General features: G+C 73.0%; 3 protein-coding genes. 2 read left to right on the forward strand and 1 reads right to left on the reverse strand.

The window, feature by feature from the left end:
* Positions 1 to 222: 222 nt before the first annotated feature.
* Entirely contained in the window at positions 223 to 1,104 is an 882-nt protein-coding gene (locus EMA17_RS51415; protein WP_126644126.1) for a LysR family transcriptional regulator, read from the reverse strand.
* 129 nt (positions 1,105 to 1,233) lie between these two features.
* On the opposite strand from EMA17_RS51415, the gene EMA17_RS51420 reads away from it, so the two are divergent.
* Both EMA17_RS51420 and EMA17_RS51425 read left to right on the forward strand, forming a co-directional pair.
* Positions 1,234 to 2,451 carry a nuclear transport factor 2 family protein gene (locus EMA17_RS51420; RefSeq protein ID WP_126644127.1) on the forward strand — a complete coding sequence of 406 codons (1,218 nt, stop codon included), beginning with the start codon at positions 1,234 to 1,236 and terminating at the stop codon, positions 2,449 to 2,451.
* A gap of 129 nt (positions 2,452 to 2,580) precedes the next feature.
* Positions 2,581 to 3,003: FTR1 family iron permease (locus EMA17_RS51425; RefSeq protein ID WP_174861557.1), on the forward strand; the 423-nt coding region annotated here is incomplete at its 3' end.

A 3,003-nucleotide genomic window follows, 5' to 3' on the forward strand; every position in this document is an offset into this window, starting at 1 on the left:
CCGCCCTCCCCGCCCGCCGCTGCCGGGCCGGTTTTCGCCGACCAACGCACCCGCCTCGACGGCAACCCTCCGCCCCGGAGCCCCGCACGCCGGCGGCGGCCCACCCACCGACCCGGACCGGCCCCGCACCAGCCACCCGCAACCCGCAACCCGCAAGCGCAACGTCCGCCGGGAACAAGCCCGACCCGACTCGACCCGAGACCTCCTCCGACCGATGGTGTGTCAGTTGAACGCCGTCGCCAGTTGGTCGGACAGGGCCGCTGTCGCCGGGTGTTGGTTCTCGTGTGGGGTGATCGTGTAGATGCCGCGTGTCGGGGGATCCGCGAGGGTTGCCGTGGTTACGTCTGTGCGCAGGGCGCTGGTGAGGGCTCCGGGGATCAGGGCGATGGCGTGGCCGGTGGCGACCATGGCGATTTTGCCGGGTAGGTCGGCCGCGGTGAGGTCGATTCGGGCGGTGGTTCCGGCGCGGGCGGCGTGGCGGCGTAGTAGGGCCGCCGAGCCGTCGTTGTCCTCGACCCAGGTCTCGTCGGCCAGTTCGTGGATCGACAGTGGCCCCTGGCCTGCGTGCGGGTGGTCGGCGGGCAGGACGACCACCATCTCGTCCACGCCCAGGAGCCGTCGTTCCACCCGGGGGTCGTCCGGCAGCCCCGGTGGCGCGTCCGTGACCACGGCGATGTCCAGGTCGCGGGCCAGCACCCGGTCGTACAGGTCGGCGCTCGATCCGGGCAACAGGCTCCACCGCAGCGGGCCTTCGTCGTCCAGGAGGCGCCGGATCGCGGCGGGGACGATCCCGGCGGCCAGGGACGGTGTCGCGCCGACGGCCAGCGGCCGACCCGGTGCCCCGTCCCGCACGTCCCGAACCGCGCGCACCGCCCGATCCGCCTCGTTGAGCACGACCAGGGCGTGGTGCCGGAACACCTCGCCGGCCGGCGTCGGCCGCACCCCGCGCGCCTGCCGCTCGATCAGCGCCACCCCGAGCCGCCGCTCCAACCCGGCGATCTGCCGAGAGACGGCCGACTGGGTGTGGCCGAGTTCGACCGCCGCCGCCGACAACGTCCCGACCCGACACACCGTCACGAAGGTCCGCCACACGGTCAGATCCACGTTGCCTCCTCCATGGCACGAGTATGTCGGGCCCCGGGCGGAACGCATCGAGCGGTATGCGAGACGCGCATGGCCGGCCTTCCGAAGTTGCGCTTGTCGCAGGGATCGCCCTGCTTCACGCTGAAACGCATGACCGCACCACGCACGATCGCCGTCCTCGGCCTGGGCCGCATGGGCACCGCGATCGCGACACGACTCGCCGAGCACGCGCAGAACGACGGCCACGAACCCGCCGACAACCACGACCACCCCCACCGAGTCGTCGCCTGGACCCGCTCCGGACCCCCGACCACCACCGGCGGCGCCGTCGAGACGACCGACGACCCGACCACCGCCGTCGCGAACGCCGACGTCGTCCTCCTCGCGCTGTTCGACGGCCGGGCCTGCCGGGAGGTCGTCGACCGGGTTCGCGCCTGGCTGCGTCCGGACGCCATCGTGCTGAACACGAGCACGATCGCCCCCGCCGAGGCATCGGCGCTGGCCCGCGAACTCGGTGCCGCCTATGTACACGCGCCCGTGCTCGGCTCGGTGCCCGCCGTCGCCGCCGGGACCCTGGACATCCTCGCCGGCGGCGACCCCGACACGCTCGATCGGGTGCGGCCGGTGCTCGCGACGCTCGGCACCGTGCGGCCCGTCGCCGACGCCGGTACCGCCGCCGCCCTCAAGCTGATCGCCAACAGCAGCCTCGCCGGCGGGGTCCTGACCCTGCGCGAGGCGTTGCGGCAGGGCGACGCGCTCGGCCTGCCCCGCGCCGAGGTGCTGGACGTACTCGAACTCGGCCTGCTCGGCGGACTCGTGGCCCGCAAACGCGCCATCCTCGCCGGCGCGGACGACCCGGCCGCGGCCGGCGGCGCCCAGTTCACCATCGCCGCCCTGGCCAAGGACCTGGCCCTGCTGGCCGCCGCGTCCGGCACCCCGCTGCGCAGCGCGGCCGACCTGGCCGGCACCCCGGCCGACCCCGAGGCCGACATCGCCGTCGCCGCCCTGGCCCCCGCCGTCGCCGACGCGGTGCTCGAACCCCTCCGCGCCTATATACGCGGACACGCCACCGGCGACCCCGCCCACTTCCGCGCCGCGTTCCTGCCCACCGCGCACGTCGAGGGCATCCGGGACGGCGCGTTCGTCTCGTGGGGCCTCGACGAATATTGCGCCCTCTTCCCCGGCCGGCCCGCCCCGGACGAGCCGACCCGCTCGCGCCGCATCGACACCGTCGACGTACACGGCACCGTCGCCACCGCGACGATGACCCTGCGACACGGCGCCGACACCTTCACCGACGTCTTCCTCCTGACGCACGTCGACGAAAAGTGGCGCATCACCAACAAGGCCTACCACCGACACCCCTGAGCCCCGAACCGCCGAACCCCCGAGCCGCCCCCGGACATGACCGATGCCATGTTGACGACGCGTCCGAACGGGTGCTTTGGTGAGCCTCGCCTAAATTCCGAGATTTGTTCGATCGAGCGGGGTCACCTGGTGTTCGCCAACTACCTGATAGGTCTGCGCGAGGGGCTGGAAGCGGCCCTCGTGGTCAGCATCCTGATCGCCTATCTCGTCAAGAGCGACCGCCGGGACGCGCTGCCCGCCGTCTGGCTCGGGATCGGCGCGGCCGTCGCGCTCAGCGTCGCGCTGGAGGCCACCCTCGAGCTGACCTCGGCCGAGATGACGTTCGAGCAGCAGGAGATGTTCGGCGGCTCGCTCTCCGTCCTGGCCGTGTTCCTGGTCACCTGGATGATCTTCTGGATGCGGCGCACCTCGCACGCGTTGAAGGCGGAGTTGCAGGGGAGGCTGGACCACGCGCTGGCGATGGGCACCGGTGCGCTGGTGCTCACCGCGTTCCTGTCGGTGGGTCGGGAGGGCCTGGAGACCGCGGTGATCGTGTGGGGCACCGCCCGCTCC

Origin of the sequence: Embleya hyalina (assembly GCF_003967355.1) — a bacterium.
GTDB classification, from domain to species: Bacteria; Actinomycetota; Actinomycetes; order Streptomycetales; family Streptomycetaceae; genus Embleya; species Embleya hyalina.

Excerpts from the sequence above, each read along its gene's own strand:
- EMA17_RS51420 (WP_126644127.1), top strand. The coding sequence starts at position 1,234 with ATGACCGCACCACGCACGATCGCCGTCCTCGGCCTGGGCCGCATGGGC.